The organism is Streptomyces sp. HmicA12 (genome assembly GCF_000373565.1).
Lineage (GTDB): Bacteria > Actinomycetota > Actinomycetes > Streptomycetales > Streptomycetaceae > Streptomyces.
Genome location: NZ_KB891809.1, coordinates 441,321 through 454,984, shown reverse-complemented (window position 1 = coordinate 454,984; position 13,664 = coordinate 441,321). Strand labels below are relative to the sequence as shown.

10 protein-coding genes are annotated in these 13,664 nt (G+C 69.7%); 3 read left to right on the top strand and 7 right to left on the bottom strand.

From position 1 onward, the window contains the following. Window positions 1–3 precede the first annotated feature (3 nt). The 3 genes from B072_RS0119940 (at window position 4) to B072_RS0119930 (ending at window position 3,716) form a co-directional block, all read left to right on the top strand. Window positions 4–708 (top strand): response regulator transcription factor, encoded by a 705-nt coding sequence (locus tag B072_RS0119940; RefSeq protein ID WP_018531739.1) that lies wholly within the window; start codon window positions 4–6, stop codon window positions 706–708. Then, on the top strand, window positions 705–2,114 hold the full coding sequence (locus B072_RS0119935) for a sensor histidine kinase (RefSeq protein WP_018531738.1): 1,410 nt from the start codon (window positions 705–707) through the stop codon (window positions 2,112–2,114). The genes B072_RS0119940 and B072_RS0119935 overlap by 4 nt, the downstream gene beginning before the upstream one ends. Before the next feature lie 114 nt (window positions 2,115–2,228). Next, window positions 2,229–3,716, top strand: coding sequence for a cellulose binding domain-containing protein (locus B072_RS0119930; RefSeq protein WP_018531737.1), 1,488 nt, complete (start codon window positions 2,229–2,231; stop codon window positions 3,714–3,716). A gap of 88 nt (window positions 3,717–3,804) precedes the next feature. Here the strand turns inward: B072_RS0119930 and sigJ are convergent, their stop codons facing one another. The 7 genes from sigJ to B072_RS0119895 form a co-directional block, all read right to left on the bottom strand. Further along, a complete protein-coding gene (gene sigJ, locus B072_RS0119925) occupies window positions 3,805–4,680 on the bottom strand; it encodes an RNA polymerase sigma factor SigJ (RefSeq protein WP_018531736.1) in 876 nt (291 codons plus the stop codon). An 82-nt stretch (window positions 4,681–4,762) separates the two neighbouring features. Continuing rightward, a complete protein-coding gene (locus B072_RS0119920; protein ID WP_018531735.1) occupies window positions 4,763–6,412 on the bottom strand; it encodes a bifunctional aspartate transaminase/aspartate 4-decarboxylase in 1,650 nt (549 codons plus the stop codon). Window positions 6,413–6,438: 26 nt separating this feature from the next. Then, window positions 6,439–8,142 carry an aspartate-alanine antiporter gene (gene aspT, locus B072_RS0119915; protein ID WP_018531734.1) on the bottom strand — a complete coding sequence of 568 codons (1,704 nt, stop codon included), beginning with the start codon at window positions 8,140–8,142 and terminating at the stop codon, window positions 6,439–6,441. A gap of 19 nt (window positions 8,143–8,161) precedes the next feature. Further along, window positions 8,162–9,838 carry an aspartate-alanine antiporter gene (aspT, locus tag B072_RS0119910; protein ID WP_018531733.1) on the bottom strand — a complete coding sequence of 559 codons (1,677 nt, stop codon included), beginning with the start codon at window positions 9,836–9,838 and terminating at the stop codon, window positions 8,162–8,164. Window positions 9,839–9,962: 124 nt separating this feature from the next. Beyond that, window positions 9,963–11,423, bottom strand: coding sequence for a GH1 family beta-glucosidase (locus B072_RS0119905; RefSeq protein ID WP_018531732.1), 1,461 nt, complete (start codon window positions 11,421–11,423; stop codon window positions 9,963–9,965). A gap of 250 nt (window positions 11,424–11,673) precedes the next feature. After that, entirely contained in the window at window positions 11,674–12,561 is an 888-nt protein-coding gene (locus tag B072_RS0119900; RefSeq protein ID WP_018531731.1) for a carbohydrate ABC transporter permease, read from the bottom strand. Between the two features lie 3 nt (window positions 12,562–12,564). After that, complete coding sequence (locus B072_RS0119895) at window positions 12,565–13,566, bottom strand: carbohydrate ABC transporter permease (RefSeq protein ID WP_018531730.1); 1,002 nt, start codon at window positions 13,564–13,566, stop codon at window positions 12,565–12,567. Between the last annotated feature and the right edge of the window lie 98 nt (window positions 13,567–13,664).

The following is a 13,664-nucleotide window of genomic DNA, read 5'->3' as shown; positions in this document are numbered from 1 at the left end:
CCCATGGCAAGTGTGCTCGTGGTCGAGGACGACCAGTTCGTACGCTCAGCCCTCATCCGGCACCTTGCCGACGCCGCACACACCGTGCGCAGCGTCGGCACCGCGCTGGAGGCGCTGCGCGAGGTCGCCCATTTCCGGTTCGACGTGGTGATCCTCGACCTCGGTCTGCCCGACCTGGACGGGGCCGAGGCGCTGAAGATGCTGCGCGGAATCACCGACGTACCCGTGATCATCGCCACGGCGCGGGACGACGAGGCGGAGATAGTGCGGCTCCTCAACGACGGGGCCGACGACTACCTCACCAAGCCCTTCTCGCCCGAGCACCTGTCCGCCCGGATGGCCGCCGTGCTGCGGCGTGCCCGGGGGAGCGCCGGTGCCGAGCCGCCGTCCCGGCTCATCCAGGTCGGCGGGCTCTCCATCGACCCGCTGCGCCGCCAGGCCGACCTGGACGGGGCGCCGCTCGACCTGACCCGGCGCGAGTTCGACCTGCTGGCGTTCCTCGCCGGGCGCCCCGGTGTCGTCGTCGCCCGCAAGGAGCTCCTCGCCGAGGTGTGGCAGCAGAGTTACGGGGACGACCAGACCATCGACGTACATCTGTCGTGGCTGCGAAGGAAGTTGGGCGAAACGGCCGCGCGGCCGCGCTATCTGCACACCCTGCGCGGCGTCGGTGTGAAGCTCGAGCCGCCGAGGCCGGAGCACGCGCCGTGAGGTGGGCGCTCGTCAAGGTCTGCCTGGCCGTCACCACCATGGTCGTCGTCGCGTTCGCCATCCCGCTCGGGCTCGTCATCAAGGAGATGGCCCGCGACCGGGCCTTCTCCAACGCCGAGCGGACCGCGGCCGCCCTCGGCCCGACCCTCTCCGTCACCACCGACCGCGACCAGCTCGCCCGCGCCCTCGCCACCGCGCAGACCGGCGACGGGGACCGGATGTCGATCTACGTCCCGGCCGACGGCGGCAACCCCGCCATCCGGCTCGGCGAACTGCGGGTCGAGGAGGGCCGCCTCGACGACATCCGGCGGGCCACCGTCGAGACCGTGCCCGGCGGCTCGGTCTGGCTGCAGCCGATCGCGGTCAGCACCACGAAGATCGCGGTCGTCGAGGTCTACGTCCCCGAGGCCGAGGTCACCAACGGCGTCACCACCGCCTGGGTGGTCCTCGCGGGGGTCGGGATCGCCCTGATCATCGGGTCCGTGGCCGTCGCCGACCGGCTCGGCGTGCGCATGGTGCAGCCCGCCAAGCGGCTGGTCGGCGCCGCGCACGACCTGGGGGAGGGCAAGCTCGGCGCGCGCGTCCCCGAGGACGGGCCGACCGAACTCCGCCTCGCCGCCGTCGCGTTCAACTCCATGGCCGACCAGGTCGTACAACTCCTCGCGAACGAGCGGGAGTTGGCCGCCGATCTCTCGCACCGCCTGCGGACGCCGCTCACCGTGCTGCGGCTGAACGCCGCATCGCTGGGGGACGGGCCCGCCGCCGAGCAGACCCGGGTCGCCGTCGAGCAGCTGGAGCGCGAGGTCGACACCATCATCCGCACCGCCCGGGACGCGAAGCCGCAGACCGCCGCGGCCGGGCCCGGAGCCGGCTGCGACGCCGCCGAGGTGATCCGTGAGCGCATGGCCTTCTGGTCCGCGCTCGCCGAGGACGAGGGGCGCAAGGTGCGGGTCGCCGGGGTGGACCGGCCGGTCCGGATCCCGGTCGCCCGCGGGGAGTTGGCGGCCGCGCTCGACGCGCTGCTCGGCAACGTCTTCCGGCACACCCCCGAGGGCACCGCCTTCGCCGTCGACGTGCACAGCGGCGAGGACGCGGTGATCGTGCTCGTGTCCGACGCCGGCCCCGGCATCCTCGACCCGGAGGCGGCGATGGCCCGCGGCCGCGGTTCCGGCAGCGACGGCTCGACCGGGCTCGGCCTGGACATCGTGCGCCGCCTCGCCGAGTCGACCGGCGGCGACGTGCGCATCGGCTCGTCCGTGCTCGGCGGCACAGAGGTGCGGATCTGGGTGCAGCTCGACCAGCGGGCCGGCCGGGCCCCCGGTGAGGTCCGCCGCGGACGCGGACATCGCGGCCGGGAACGTAAAGGACTGGTCTCGACCTTTAATCGCTCCCGATCCCTTCCTTAAGCCAACCCTAAGATCCTCAAGCTCCTTCCCTCTTGCCCGAATTGACGGGTTCGAGATCGCTAGCGTGCTGCCGCACCCCCAACACCCCCCTCGCACAGCTAAGGCAGGCACGTGATGAGCAGCACGCACCGGCGCTCCAGGATCAGCGGCAGGAACAAGGCGATAGGCGGCGTCGTCGCCGCGGCCGTCGTGGGCGGCGGCGCGTTCTTCTTCACGTCGACCGCCTCGGCGGCCTCGGTGGGCGCCGCGTACACCAAGACCAGCAGCTGGTCCGGCGGCTACACCGGCCAGTACGTCATCACGAACGACACCGACAAGGCCCGGTCCGACTGGACCCTGGAGTTCGACCTGCCGGCGGGGACCAGGCTCAGCTCGCTGTGGAACGCCGAGTCGAAGACCGACGGGCAGCACGTCACCGTCACCCCCGCCTCCTGGGACAAGCAGGGCATCGCCGCGGGCAAGTCCGCGACCATCGGCTTCGTCGTCTCCGGCGACGCCGACCCGAGCGGCTGCCTCATCGACGACACCAAGTGCTCCGTGGACGACGGGGCGACGCCCGAGCCGAGCGGCCGCCCGACCGGGTCGGCCACCGCCTCGCCGTCGCCGACCGCCTCCGCCTCCGCGTCGCAGAGCGCCGAGCCCACCGAGACGGCCACGGCGAGCCCTTCGCAGAGCTCCACCTCCGGAACGGGCTCCGGCTCCACCGCGAGCGGCGCCGGCTTCGCCCCGTACGTCGACACGTCGCTGTACCCGAAGTTCGACCTGGTGTCGTCCTCCAAGGCCACCGGCGTCAAGGAGTACACCCTCGCCTTCATCACCTCCGGCGGCTCCTGCGCCCCGAAGTGGGGCGGCGTCACCGACCTCGGCAGCGACGAAGTAGCCGCGCAGATCGGTGACTTGAGGTCCGCGGGCGGAGACGTGCGGGTCTCCTTCGGCGGCGCCTCCGGCACCGAGCTGGCGCAGGCCTGCTCCTCCGCCTCCGACCTGGCGGCGGCGTACCAGAAGGTCATCGACCAGTTCAAGCTCACCAAGGTCGACTTCGACGTCGAGGGCGGCGCGCTGCCGGACACGGCCGCGAACACCGAACGTGCCAAGGCGATCGCGACGCTGCAGAAGAACAACGCGGACCTGAACGTCTCCTTCACGCTCCCCGTGATGCCGGAGGGCCTGACCTCCGACGGCGTGAACTTCCTGAAGAACGCCAAGGAGAACGGGGCGAAGGCCGACCTCGTCAACATCATGGCGATGGACTACGGCGCCTCCTACAGCGGCGACATGGGCACCTACGCCGAGCAGGCCGCGACCGCCACGCAGGCCCAGCTCAAGAGCGCCCTCGGCCTGTCCGACGCGGCCGCCTGGAAGGCCGTGGCGATCACCCCGATGATCGGCGTCAACGACGTCTCGTCCGAGGTCTTCAAGGTCGACGACGCCACGCAGCTCGTCTCCTTCGCCAAGGAGAAGGGCCTGGGCGGCCTGTCGATGTGGTCCGCCACCCGCGACAAGCAGTGCGAGGGCGGCGCCTCGAACTCGGCGCAGCCGACCTGCTCCTCGGTCGAGCAGTCGGCGAACGCCTTCCAGAAGGCGTTCGCGGCCTTCAACTGAGCCTTCAGCAAGGCTTCTTGAGCCATCTCCGCAACGGGGGCAACAGCCCCGGCCGGACCCCCATCCCCCCACCCGGCCGGGGCTGCTGTCATGCCGGTTCCGCGCTCCACGGCCGCAGCTTCTCCGGATTGCGTACCGTCCAGATGTTCCGGATCCTGCCGTCCGCCACGTCGAAGGCCATCACGGCGGCGAGGGCCCCGGACGCCTGGAGCACGAAGCCGGGCTGACCGTTGACGGTGCGCTCCTCGACCGTCAGTCCCGGCACCCGCTCGGACAGCATCATGAAGTACTGCGCGACCGGCTCGCCGCCCTCGACCGGGTGCAGCAGCGCCGAGACGACACCGCCGCCGTCGCCGACCGCCGTGACGTCGGGGGCGAGCAGCCCGATCAGGGCCCGGATGTCCTTGGCGTCCCAGGCCGCCTTGAAGTCCCGTACCACCGCGGCGTGTTCGGCCTCCATGGCCGCCGGGGGCCGGGCGCCCCGCACCCGCCGCCGGGCCGACACGGCCAGCTGGCGGCAGGCCGCGGGGGAGCGTCCGACGATCTGCGCGACCTCGGGGAACGGGTAGCGGAACACGTCGTGCAGCACGAACGCGACGCGCTCGGCCGGGGTCATCGACTCCAGTACGACGAGGAACGCCATGCTGATCGACTCGTCGAGGGTGACCCGGTCCGCGGGGTCCGTCACGCCGCCGACGTCGCCCCACCCGCCGCCGGGCACCGGCTCCGGGATCCACTCGCCCACGTAGCTCTCCCGCCGCACCCGCGCCGAGCGCAGCTGGTCCAGGCAGATCCGCCCGGCGACCTTCATCAGCCACGCCCCGGGCGACTCGATGGTGTCCTGCCGCTCGCGGGGCATCGCGTACCAGCGGCTGTACGTCTCCTGCACCACGTCCTCGGCGTCGGCCAGCGAGCCGAGCAGCCGGTAGGCGAGCCCGGTCAGCCGGCGCCGCTCACTCATCATCGCGTCCATGCCCTGTACGACGCGAAAGCCCGGCGGAATGTGACGTCCGTTCCGCCGGGCTTCGGGTTCGGTTCCGGTGGGGCTAGGAGGACGCCGCCCGCCACTCCTCCGTGTACGCGTTGAAGATCTCCCGCAGGTGGTGGCCGATCTTCAGGTAGTCCAGGTCGTCGAGGTTGGCCAGCGAGACGCGGACCGACCACTCCGGGCCCTCGAAGCCGCCGCCGTTCAGCAGGACCACGCCCGTCTGCTCGGCGAGGCGGAACAGCGGGTCGACCGGCTCGTAGTTCTGCTCCAGATAGTCCGCGAACTCCTTGCCGTTGACCCGCTCGGCCTCGGCCAGGAGGTCCAGTTCGATGTAGTAGCCCGCCCGCTGGGGGTCGTTGCTGATCTTCATCTGGGCGCCTTCGAGGAGCAGGTCGAGGCGCTGGTGGACGATGGCGCGGATCTTGTGCTTGTACGCCTGGCCCTCCTCCAGCATGTTGAAGAGGGAGAAGAGCGTCATCATGACCTGCTGCGGGAGGGAGAGCCCCGCGGTGTGGTTGAGCGCCACCTGCCGCGAGTCCGCGACCAGCCGGTCGATGAACTTGATCTTCTCGGGTTCCAGCGTCAGCGACCCGTACCGCTTGTTGAGGCGGTCCTTCTCCTCCTGGGGGAGCGCCGCGATCATCTCGTCGATGATGTTGTCGTCGTGCAGGCCGATGACCCCGAGCCGCCAGCCGGTGCAGCCGTAGTGCTTGGAGTACGAGTACACGAGCAGCGTGTTCCTGGGCAGGTCCGCGGCGATCGACCGGAAGCCCTCCACGAACGTGCCGTACACGTCGTCCGTGACGATGAGCAGGTTCGGGTTCTTCTTCGCGACGATGTCCTTGATCTGGTTCGCGACCCGCGAACTCAGCGCCAGCGACGGCGGGTTGGAGGGGTTGACCAGACAGACCAGCTTGATGTCCGGGTCCTCCAGCTTGGCGACCTCCTCCTCCGGGTAACGCCACTCGCGCACGCCCGCCTCGGCGAAGTTGCTGGCCGAGACGTACGTGACGTCGAAGTCGTAGGTGGGGAGTTCGGCGATCTCGATGTACGGAGTGAAGACCGGGACCATCAGGGCGATCTTGTCGCCCTTCTTGAGCAGCCCGTTCTTCATGAGGGAGTCGAAGATGTAGCACATGGCCGCCGTGCCGCCCTCGGTCGCGAAGACCGAGAGGTTGTCCGCCGGGGGCTTCTTGTCGAACATCTCGTCCGCGAGATAGCCGCGCACCACCTGCTCGCCGCAGGTCAGCATCCGGTCGGGCACCGGGTAGTTGTCGCCGGTGATGCCGTCCGTCAGCTCGTGGACGAACTCGTCCTTGTCGAAGCCGAACCGCTGGATGCCGTGCTGCACGCACTGGGCGAGCATCTCGATGCCCGGCAGGGAGGGGTTCTGCCGCACGAACGTGTCGAAGCGCTCGTACGCGCCCTTCTTCTCCGGCATGCCGCCGAGGTTGTCGCCGTGCCACACCCGGCGCGACTCCTCCAGCGCGAAGTAGCCGAGCGCGTAGTACGCCTCACGGGGGCCGGTGGCGATCCAGTTCGGGTTGCCGCGGCCAGCGTTGAGCATCTGGGCGCTGGACTTCTCCTTCTGGCCCGGCTTGTCGGCCTGCGCCTTCTGGGCGAGGTCGATGAAGATGTTCTTCAGCTCGAAGGGGGAGAGCTGGGCGTACTGCTGGATCTGTTCGCGGGTGAAGGTCGTCTTCGTCATGCGCGTCATTCCTTACGGCAGGGGGGTCAGTGCTGGAGGAGGACGATCACAGCGCCCCAGATGGTCAGCAGGACGTTTCCGACGGCGTACGGGATCGTGTAGCCGAGGGTGGGGACCTGGGATCTCGACGCCTCGTTGATCGCGCCGATCGCCGCGGTGGTGGTCTGGCCGCCCGCGAGGACGCCCATCAGGATCGGGAAGCGGATCTTCTGGACGTAGTGGCCGAAGAGGAAGCCGATGATCAGCGGGATCACGGTGGCGATCGCGCCGAAGATCAGCAGGCCCCAGCCCGCCTCGGAGAGGCCGGAGGTGAAGCTCGGGCCCGCGTTGATGCCGACGATCGCGACGAACATGCACAGGCCGAGCGTGTCCATGAACCACTGGGCGCCGGGCGGTACGTTGCCGTACGTCGGGTACTTGCCGCGGATCCAGCCGAAGACCAGGCCCATGATGAGCGCGCCGCCCGAGGTGGACAGCGAGATCGGGACGCCGGAGACGGTGAGCGCCGGGATGCCGAGGCAGCCGCCGAGGAAGATGCCGAGGCCGACCCAGATCATGTCGGTGGCGAACGAGGTGGGGACCGGCTTGCCGATCTCCTTGCCCGCCGGGTCCACGAGCCGCTTCGGACCGGTGAGGATCAGGGTGTCGCCGCGCTCGATCGTCGTGGAGAGGCGGTACGGGAACTCGGCGCCCGAGCGGTAGATCTTGTCGATGTAGACGCCGACCATGAAGGGCTCCCTGCGCAACTCGGCGACGGTCTTGCCGAGTTGGGCCTTCTCCGAGGCGACGACGTGCAGCGACTCGGTCTGGTAGCCGAGCAGTTCCACGTCGTCGGTCTCGCCGCCGATGTGGGTCCGGGCGTCGTACTCGACCAGCGAACCGCGCAGCGCGCTCAGCGCCACGATGTCGCCCTCGCGCAGCGCCGTCCGCTGGTCGTGGTCGAGGATCTCGCCGTCACGGCGCACCCGCGTGATGTAGATGCGGTGGCCGAGCTCCTGCTGCTGCTTCTCGAAGTCGTCGATGGTGCGGCCGACGATGTCGGGGCGCTGGATCGTGTACGCGCGCAGGACCACCTCGTAGTAGCCCTCGGCGAGGTCCGGGTCGTTGTCCGGGGCGTCCAGCTCCTTCGCCATGAGGGCCGATTCGGCGGCGAGGTCCTTCTTGTAGAGCTTCGGCAGGATGTTGGCGAGCAGCATCGCGCACAGGATCGTGCCGAGGGGGTACGTCACCGCGTAGCCGATGGCGACGAGGTTCTCCTCGTTCTTGGCCGCGGCGGAGGACAGACCCGGCAGGGTGCCGATGGCGTCCTGCGCGACACCGATCACGGCCGACTGGGTGAGCGCGCCGCCGAGCAGGCCGGCCGAGAGACCCGGCCCGTAGCCGAGCATCGCCGCGAAGATCCAGCAGATCAGCAGGCCCGAGACACAGACGACGATGGCGTTCAGGACCTGCGGCAGGCCGTCCTTCTTGAGGCCGCGGAAGAACTGCGGGCCGACCTTGTAGCCGAGGGCGAACAAGAACATGATGAAGAACAGGCTCTTCACCGTGCCGTTGATCTGGACGCCCGACCAGGCGCCGAGCAGCAGCCCCGCGACCAGACAGCCGGTGACCGCGCCGAGCGCGATGGCCTTGTAGCGGATCTTCCCGAGCAGGAAGCCGAAGGCGACCGTGATGAAGATCAGGAGTTCCGGATAGGGCTGGAAGATGTTCCGGTTGAGGAAGTCGATCACTGCTGACCTCGCCGTCCTCTCAGTGGCCTAGTACGCCGACGAGCACGGGACCCGTCAGGGGGAGCAGGAAGTTGGAGAGCGCGTAGGTGATCGTGTAGCCGAGCATCGGCACCGACGACTGCGCCACCTGGGTGACCGCGGTGATCGCGGGGGTCGAGCACTGCTGTCCCGCGATGGCGCCGATCAGCAGCGGTTTCTCGATCTTGAGGAGCTTGCGGCCGATGATCAGTGACAGCGTCGCGGGGACCAGCACCATCGCGATCCCGGCGAACGGCAGCAGCGCCCCGTACTCCTTGAGCAGCGGCCAGGCCTGCGGTCCCGACACCAGGCCGGTGCAGGCGATGAAGACCGCGAGCCCCATGTCCTTGATCGTGGACGCGGCCTGCGGCGGGAACGCGCCGAAGGTCTGCGACCGGGAGCGGAACCAGCCGAAGAGCAGGCCCGAGATCAGACAGCCGCCGCCGGTCCCGAGGGACAGCGGCACGTCGCCGAACTTGACCACGATCTGGCCGAGCAGCGAACCGGCCGCGATGCCGAGGCCCAGGTAGATGAAGTCGGTGGCGTCGTTCTTGACCACCGAGCCGATCTTGGCGACCAGCTTGTTCAGGCCCGAGCGTGCGCCCACCAGGGTGAGCACGTCGCCGCGGTGCAGCACCGTGTCGCCGTTGGCGGGCAGGTCCTGGTCGCCGCGGGTGATGTCGGTGACGTAGACGCCGTCCCGGTAGAACTCGGGGTTCGCCTTCTGCAGCTCGTCGACCGTCAGGCCGTCCAGCGACTTGTCGGTGACCGAGACCTCGCGGCTGGCCAGCGGCGAGTCGAGGCCGGGCACGCCCGGGGTCTCGGGGCCGATGATCCGGCCCGCGTCGATGACGGCGGCCCGGCGGCCCACGAGGAGCACCAGGTCGGAGAGGGTGAGTTCGAGGTCCGGCGCGGGGTCGACGATCTTGCTGCCGCGCTTGACCGACTCCACGGTGACCCGATCGCCGAGGCTCGACTGCAGATCGGCGAGGGTCCGTCCGTCCGCGGTCGTCACCAGGTACGTACGGCCGACCATGCCCGGCAGCGACGGCCGCTCGTCCGCCTCCAGGCTGCCGCTGCTGCGCGTGCGCTCCCACAGGTCGCGGGCGGCGTCGCGCAGGTTGATGCGGAGCAGCATCGGCATGATCTGGCTGGTGTAGAGCACGATCGTGATCAGGCCGAAGAGGTAGCAGACGGTGTACGCGGTGGCGACGTTGCCCTGGTACTCGGTGATCTGCGCGGCGGTCAGATTGCTCAGCTTGCCGATGGACTCGGTCGCCGTACCGACGACGGCCGACTCGGTGGCCGCGCCGGCCAGGATGCCGGAGGCCGTGCCGACGTCCAGGTCGAACCACTTGGCGAGGCCGAAGGCGATGCCGAGGACGCAGACCAGTTCGATGCCGCAGAGCACGAAGAAGCGCAGCGACTTCTTGTTGAGGTTGCGGAAGAACTGCGGCCCGGCCATGTAGCCGAGCGCGAAGATGAACAGGGCGAAGAACACCGTCTTCACGTCGTCGGAGACCTGCGCCTTGGTCCAGGCGCCGAGGAGCAGCGAGACGATCAGGGTGCCGCAGATGCCGCCCAGGGTGAGCGGACCCACGCGCAGCTTCCCGACGAGGTAGCCGAGCGCGAGGCTCGCGAACAGGACGAGTTCCGGGTGGTCCTTGAGTACGCCCATGGCGACTCAGCTGGTCTCGTGATCGGACATGCATGACATATCTGGCATAGAGGAAAAATAAGGGCCGGTGTGCCGCTCCGCCACGCGAGTGGGAGAGCGGCACACCGGCCCGGGTGCGCTCGGTTCAGTCCTGTGCGGGCAGTCCACCGCTCCGCGCGACCTCGGAGTACCAGGTCGCGCTGGACTTCGGGATACGGGTCTGGGTCTCGTAGTCGACGTAGACCGCGCCGAACCGCTTGCTGTACCCGTACGCCCACTCGAAGTTGTCGAGCAGCGACCAGAGGAAGTAACCGCGGACGTCGGCGCCCCGGGCGATCGCGTCGTGCACGGCGGCCAGGTGCGCGTGCAGGTAGCGGATGCGGTCGGGGTCGTGGACGGCGCCGTCCACGACCTTGTCCTCGTACGCGGCGCCGTTCTCCGTCACGTAGAGCGGAACCCCGGGGGCCTGAGCGGTGTAATCAAGGAGAAGGTCCGAGAGACCGGTCGGATCCACCGGCCAGTTCATCGCGGTGACGTCGTCGTTCACGTGGTGGAAGTCGATGTCCTCCGCACCCGGCCAGGGGGAGTGCTCGCTGGCACCGTGCCCGTCCAGGCTGGGCCCGGTGCGCTCGGCTCGGGGGGCCGAGACGATGGCCGGCGTGTAGTAGTTCAGACCGATGAAGTCGAGGGGCTGGTGAATGAGCGCGGTGTCCCCGTCCTGCACGAAGGACCAGTCCGTCAGACGCGCGGTGTCGGCGAGCAGGTCCTCGGGGTAGGCGCCCTTCAGCAGCGGCCCGGTGAAGACGCGATTGGCGAGCGCGTCGATCCGGCGCTTGGCGTCCACGTCCGCGGGGTCGTCGGTGAGCGCCCTGACCACACTCGGGTTGAGGCTGATGCCGATGTTCGCGCGGGCGGGGAGAGTGGAGCGCAGGGCCGAAGTGGCCAGCCCGTGGCCGAGGTTGAGGTGGTGCGCGGCGCGCAGGGCGGCGACCGGGTCGGTGCGGCCGGGGGCGTGCACCCCGGAGCCGTACCCCAGGAAGGCGCTGCACCAGGGCTCGTTGAGGGTCACCCACTGCTCGACACGGTCCCCGAGCGCCTCGCCGACGATCCCCGCGTACTCCGCGAACCGGTAGGCGGTCTCCCGCTCCGGCCAGCCGCCCGCGCTCTCCAGCTCCTGCGGCAGGTCCCAGTGGTACAGGGTCACCACGGGCTTGATCCCGTGCGCGAGCAGCTCGTCGGCGAGCCCCCGGTAGAAGTCGAGCCCGCGCTGCACGGCGGGCCCGCGCCCGGTCGGCTGCACCCGCGGCCAGGCCACGGAGAAGCGGTAGGAGGTCAGTCCCAGGTCGGCCATGAGCCGTACGTCGTCGCGCCACCGGTGATAGTGGTCCACGGCGACATCGCCGGTGTCACCGTTCAGCACCTTGCCCGGCGTGTGGCTGAACGTGTCCCAGATCGACGGGGTGCGCCCGTCCTCCCGCACGGCGCCCTCGATCTGGTACGAGGCGGTGGCCGACCCCCAGAGAAACCCGGCGGGGAAGCGAGTCGCTGCCGTGGGGGCGGTGGTGGTCGCGGTGCCGGTGGGGGTGGTGTGGTTCGTGGTGGTCATAGGGAGTGCTCCCAACGTAATTTCGAGCAGGGGGAATTGACGGGACGTCAGGGCAAGGGGCATCGGCGGCGCTGCCGAGGGGCCCCGTCCCCGCCCGGGTCGGTCCGGGGCGGAGACGGGGTTCGGCCCGGCGCCGGGCGGGGCGGTCAGCGGCGCCGGTCCGGTCCGGTGCGGTGCGGACACGGGCGGGGAGCCTGGGTCATGGAAGCGCTCCCACCGGTGTCGGTCGCACGGGCACGGAAGGCGGCGGTCAGCTCTTGACCGCGCCCGCCGTGATGCCGCCCACGATGTGCTTGCCGAGGAAGGCGAAGACCACCAGCAGCGGGACCGTGGAGATCAGCGCACCGGTCAGCACGACCGCGGTGTCCACGGTGTGGTTGCCCGCACCGAGGTTCGCCAGGGAGACCTGGAGCGTGGGGGTACCCGTGTCGGTGAGCACGATGAAGGGCCAGAAGAAGTCGTTCCACGCCTGTACGAAGGTGAGCATCGCGAGCACGGCCATCGCGGGCCGGGCCACGGGGAACACCACGTGCCAGATGACCCGCAGGCTGTTCGCGCCGTCCACCCGGGCCGCCTCGACGAGCTCCACCGGCAGCGCCTCGACGAGGTACTGACGCATGAAGAACACACCGAAGGCCGCGACCAGCGACGGCATGATCACCGCTTGCAGGGTGTCCGTCCACCGCAGGTCCGTGATGATCTGGTACAGCGGGATGACGGTGAGCTGGGGCGGCACCGTCATGGTGGCCACGACCAGCGCGAGCAGCATGTTGCGGCCCTTGAAGTGCAGCTTGGCGAAGGCGAAGCCGGCCAGCGTCGCGAACAGCACCGTGCTGGCGCTGATCACGCTCGCCACCACCGTCGTGTTGACCAGGGCCACACCCATGTGGACCTGGTTCCACGCGACGTCCAGGTTCTCCAGCAGGTGCGAGCCGGGCAGCAGCGGCGCCGGTGCCTGCTGCACCCGCGTGCTGTCGTGCGAGGCCGCCACCACGTTCCAGTACAGCGGGAACAGGGAGACGAAGGCCGCCACGATCAGCAGCACGTACGCGAGCGGTCCTGCCTTGCGCTGGTCGCCCGCGCCGGGTGCGAAGCGACGGCGGCGCGCCGCGGGGGGCGCCGGGAGTTGGACGGTCATGGGTCAGCCTCCCAGCTTCGTGCGGTTGCGGCGGGCCGCGAGCGCCTGCAGGGCGCCGACGAGCAGCAGGATCAGCAGCATCACCCAGGCGATGGCCGAGGCCCGGCCCAGGGAGTTGTTGGTCCAGCCGGTCTGGTACATGAGCAGCGAGAGCGTCTGGTACTGCCCGCCGCTGCCGCCGCCTATACCGACGCTGCCGCCGTACAGCATCGGCTCACCGAACAGCTGGGTGGCACCGATGGTCGACACGATGATGGTGAACAGGATCGTCGGGCGGATCGAGGGGATGGTCACGGAGATGAACTGCCGCCAGCGGGAGGCCCCGTCGAGGGCGGCCGCCTCATAGAGGTCGTTCGGCACGGCCTGCATCGCGGCCAGGTAGATGAGCGCGTTGTAACCGGTCCAGCGCCAGGTCACGATCGTCGAAATGGCGATCTGCGCGGGCCACTTGGACGACTCCCACTGGACCGGGCCGAGCCCGAAGACGTCGAGCAGCGAGTTGATCATGCCGTAGTCGGTGTTGAACAGCTGGGCGAAGACCAGCGTGGCCGCGGCGATCGAGGTGGCGTACGGGGTGAGGACCGCGATCCGCAGGAAGGCGCGCCCACGCATCTTGGAGTTGAGCAGATGCGCGAGGCCGAGGGCCATCAGGAGCTGCGGAACGGTCGAGATCACACCGATGGTGAAGGTGTTGGACAGCGCGCGCCAGAAGAACTCGCTGTCGAGGAGCCGGGTGTAGTTCTCGAAACCCACCCATGAGGCCTGGTCCTCCGCGCCGAGCTGGACGCTGTGCAGCGAGAGCCAGCCCGTGTAGATCAGCGGGAAGAGGCCGAAGGCCGCGAAGCAGAGGAAGAACGGAGCGATGAAGGCGTACGGGGACCCTTTGAGGTCCCAGCGGTAGATCCTGCTGCGCCAGGTCGATGGGGCGGGCCGCTGGACCGGTGCGGCGGAGGGAGGGGCGGACGGCGGGCTGCCGCCGGCGTCCGCCTTGACGGAGGTGGCCACGCGGGCTTTCCTTCCGGTTCGGTGGTGGTGCATTGCTGTGGGATGCGGGCCGTGGTGCGGTCCCGGCGCCCGGCCGGAGCGGGCGCCGGGACCGACGT